Source organism: Clostridium sp. ZBS15 (assembly GCF_023845705.1).
GTDB lineage: Bacteria > Bacillota > Clostridia > Clostridiales > Clostridiaceae > Clostridium > Clostridium aquiflavi.
The window spans coordinates 1-3,727 of the sequence record NZ_JAMQHY010000078.1; the positions used below are offsets into that span (position 1 = coordinate 1).

General features: G+C 27.9%; 3 protein-coding genes. All 3 read right to left on the minus strand.

Annotation, left to right across the window (positions count from 1 at the left end; genetic code table 11):
• Window positions 1–39: 39 nt before the first annotated feature.
• The 3 genes from aroC to aroB all read right to left on the minus strand — a co-directional run bounded on the left by aroC (window position 40) and on the right by aroB (window position 3,550).
• Window positions 40–1,113, minus strand: coding sequence for a chorismate synthase (aroC, locus tag NG904_RS16235; RefSeq protein ID WP_252232736.1), 1,074 nt, complete (start codon window positions 1,111–1,113; stop codon window positions 40–42).
• Window positions 1,091–2,392 carry a 3-phosphoshikimate 1-carboxyvinyltransferase gene (gene aroA, locus NG904_RS16240; RefSeq protein ID WP_252232738.1) on the minus strand — a complete coding sequence of 434 codons (1,302 nt, stop codon included), beginning with the start codon at window positions 2,390–2,392 and terminating at the stop codon, window positions 1,091–1,093. The genes aroC and aroA overlap by 23 nt, the downstream gene beginning before the upstream one ends.
• Window positions 2,393–2,497: 105 nt before the next feature.
• Window positions 2,498–3,550, minus strand: coding sequence for a 3-dehydroquinate synthase (gene aroB / locus NG904_RS16245; protein ID WP_252232740.1), 1,053 nt, complete (start codon window positions 3,548–3,550; stop codon window positions 2,498–2,500).
• Between the last annotated feature and the right edge of the window lie 177 nt (window positions 3,551–3,727).

Genomic DNA, 3,727 nt, shown 5'->3' on the forward strand with positions numbered 1-3,727 from the left:
ATGCATATATCAACACTCTGTTAAAACATAGCCTTATATTTAAAGCATCAAATCAAGTAATCCAATTGCAGCAACACTTTCAATTACTGGTACAGCCCTTTGGATTATACATGGATCATGCCTTCCCTTAACTGTAATAACACCATTTTTTTTCTCGCTTATATTTATGCTTTTCTGCTCTTTAGATATAGATGGAGTTGGTTTTATAACAACCTTGAATAATATTGGCATTCCATTAGATATTCCACCTAAAATACCACCATTATTATTACTATATGTTTTTACTTCATCTCCATCATAATAATATTCATCATTACATTCAGAACCTCTAAGTTTGCTCATTTCAAACCCTTTTCCAAACTCAACACCTTTTACTGCAGGTACAGAAAATAATAAATGTGCCAATGTAGATTCTATAGAATCAAAAAATGGATTTCCAACACCTGCTTTTACTCCAATAATTCCACATTCTATAATTCCACCTATAGAATCACCATCTTTTTTAGCCTCAAGTATTTCATTTTTCATCTTTTCTTTATTTTCTTTTATTAAAACTGGCAGTTCTTCACTTCTTAAATTTTCCATAAGGTCTTTAGTTAAATTTATTTTACTAAAGTCCTTATCTTCAACATTTCCTATTCTTTTAACATGAGTACCTACATATACATTTTTACTTTCTAATATTTGTTTACATATTGCACCTGCAAAAACTAATGGTGCTGTTATTCTTCCTGAAAAATGTCCTCCACCTCTATAGTCATTATAGCCCTGATATCTAATTTTACCGCTATAATCTGCATGACCTGGTCTCATTAAATCTTTTAATTCACTATAATCTTTTGAATGCATATCGCTATTTCTAATCATTGCGCATAAAGGAGCACCTGTAGTTTTCCCTTCAAAAACCCCACTAAGTATTTCTGGAATGTCGCCTTCCTTTCTAGTTGTAGAAAGTTTACTTTTCCCTGGAGCTCTTCTAGACATTTCTCTTAAGATATCTTCCATATTAATTTCAAATCCACATGGAAGTCCATCCACAGTTATACCTATTGCATTTCCATGTGATTCACCAAATATAGAAATCTTTAATTTATTTCCCCAAATTCCACTCATGAAAGTTTCCTCCTAATGCTTTAAAGTCATCAAAAAACTCTGGATAAGATTTTGAAACACATTCATAATCTTCTAAGATAATTGGTTCTTTGCAAACTATAGAAGCTATTGCAAGCATCATAGCAATTCTATGGTCTTTATGACTCCAAACTTTTACTCCACCATTTAAAGTTTTAACTCCATCAATTATTAAACGGTCTTCTTTTTCAATTATATTTGCCCCTAATTTATTTAGTTCACTTGCAACTGCATTTAATCTATCACATTCTTTAATTCTTAATCTTCCTACATTTATTATTTCAGTTCTACCCGTGCAAAGACTAGCTGCCAAAGAAATAACAGGAATTATATCTGGACATTGAGAACCATCAACAATAGTTGCATTTAAATTTTCTCTTGGAATTCCTAAAATACTATCATTAATATTTTTTATTTTCACATTCATTCTTTCAAGTATTTCTATAACTTCCTTGTCTCCTTGAAGAGATTCTAATTTCAAATCATTTATAAATACTTCACTATTAAGTGCATCAGCAACTAAAAAAAATGCTGCTTGAGAATAATCCCCTTCTATTCTATAATCTCTACTTTTATAAATTTGATTTCCTTTAATTGTAAATTCTCTATAATTATTATTTATAATTTCAATTCCAAAATCACTCATAGCACTTAATGTTAAGTCAATATATCCCTTAGATTCTAACTCAGTTGTTATTATTATTTTTGAATCTCCATCTAAAAGAGGAAGTGTAAATAGAAGGCCACTAATAAATTGAGAACTTATATCTCCTCTTAGTTTAAACTCTCCTGCTTTTAATACACCTTCAGTCCTTAAATCAAGTTTTCCTTTCTTATATGAATACTTAATTCCTTGATTCTCAAAGATTTCATAATATGTATCTAAAGGTCTTTTACCTAAATTTCCTCTTCCTATAAATCTATTACTGCCTTCAAAAACACAAGAAATTGGAACCAAAAATCTCAATGTAGAACCTGATTCATTACAATCTATCGTTCTATTCAATTCTATATTTTTTTTACACTTTTCAGATTTTATTCCAACAACATGAAGATAATCATTTTCCTTTGTTATTATAGCCCCTAATGAGCGCATTGCATCAATAGTTGCTATAATATCATCTGAATAATTAATATTTCTTATTTTACTTATTCCATCTCCCAAAGCTGCACAGATAACACCTCTATGTGCCATACTTTTAGATGGTGGAATTTTAACTTCTCCTTTTAATTTGCCAGGATAAATTTTAAAAATTCCCATTTGTGTCCCCCTTTTTAGTTATTTAATATTAATATATTAATTGAAATTCTATTTACTTTTTAATATAAATTTAAACTTAAAAATATAATTTCAAAAATGTAAAATTTACTTAAAGAAATCTATATTGCTATTTTTTAAAAATGATTTTCCAATACTCTCAAGTAATACTATCTTTAAAGCATTATTAATATTTTTTTTGTCTAAAGAAATTGTTTCTAATATTTCATCTAAATTTTCAATATCTATATCATGAGGAAGTGAATATTGAACTAATATATCTCTTATCTCATCTGAAATTCCCTTTGGTGTAAGGTCTTTTTCTTCAGACATTTTAGTTATTTTATACATTCCAATTCCTACGGCTTCACCATGAGTATATTTATTAAAATTATAGTATGCCTCTATTGCATGACCCAATGTATGACCAAAATTTAATAACATCCTCTCGCCTTTATCTTTTTCATCATTTTCAACAACTATTCTTTTAATATTACAGCATATATAAATTATATCTTCTATATTATCCATAACTTCATCTTTATTTTTAAACTCTTTTAACTTATGAAAGAATTCTTTATCTTTTATACATCCATATTTTATTACTTCAGCCATTCCATCTTTAAAAAATTTATCTTCTAATGTAATTAAAACATCTGGATCAATTAAAACCACTTTAGGATGATAAAAACTTCCTACCAAATTCTTTCCCCTATCTAAATCTACAGCAACTTTTCCTCCAACACTACTATCAACTTGAGCAAGTAATGAGGTAGGTACTTGAATAAAATCAATTCCTCTCAAAAATGTAGATGCTGCAAATCCTCCAAGATCTCCTATAACTCCTCCTCCAAGTGTAATAATTAAATCACTTCTAGTTAATTTAAAATCTAAAAATTCATTATATATATTAGGAAGAGTATTAAAAGACTTAGTTTCCTCTCCAGGTTTTAATACCATTGTCTTAACATCATAGCCATGATTAATTAACGAGTCTTTAACCTTATCTCCGTAGTGATAATTTACATTTTCATCAGTTAATACAAAAATCTTTTTCCCTTTATAAACCTTATTTATTTCATTACTAAGTTCATTAATTAATCCCTTTTTAATTATTATTGAATAACTTTTTTCCTTTAAATCTACAACTAACTCCCTCATTTTAATACTCCTCTTTCATATTTTGATCTAAGATTTATACTTTAATATATTAGATTGCTATTATAATATAATTGCGAAATGACATTGGAATTTGATTTTTAGAGTTTCTTAATTCATCTCTTATGTTTAAATATATTAATTTATATATGTAATAGGTAAAGTGGCATTGTAATTGGA

What these genes read in the sequence shown, in the direction of transcription:
- aroA (WP_252232738.1), bottom strand. Translation starts at nt 2,392, where the DNA reads ATGGGAATTTTTAAAATTTATCCTGGCAAATTAAAAGGAGAAGTTAAA.
- aroC (WP_252232736.1), bottom strand. Translation starts at nt 1,113, where the DNA reads ATGAGTGGAATTTGGGGAAATAAATTAAAGATTTCTATATTTGGTGAA.
- aroB (WP_252232740.1), bottom strand. Translation starts at nt 3,550, where the DNA reads ATGAGGGAGTTAGTTGTAGATTTAAAGGAAAAAAGTTATTCAATAATA.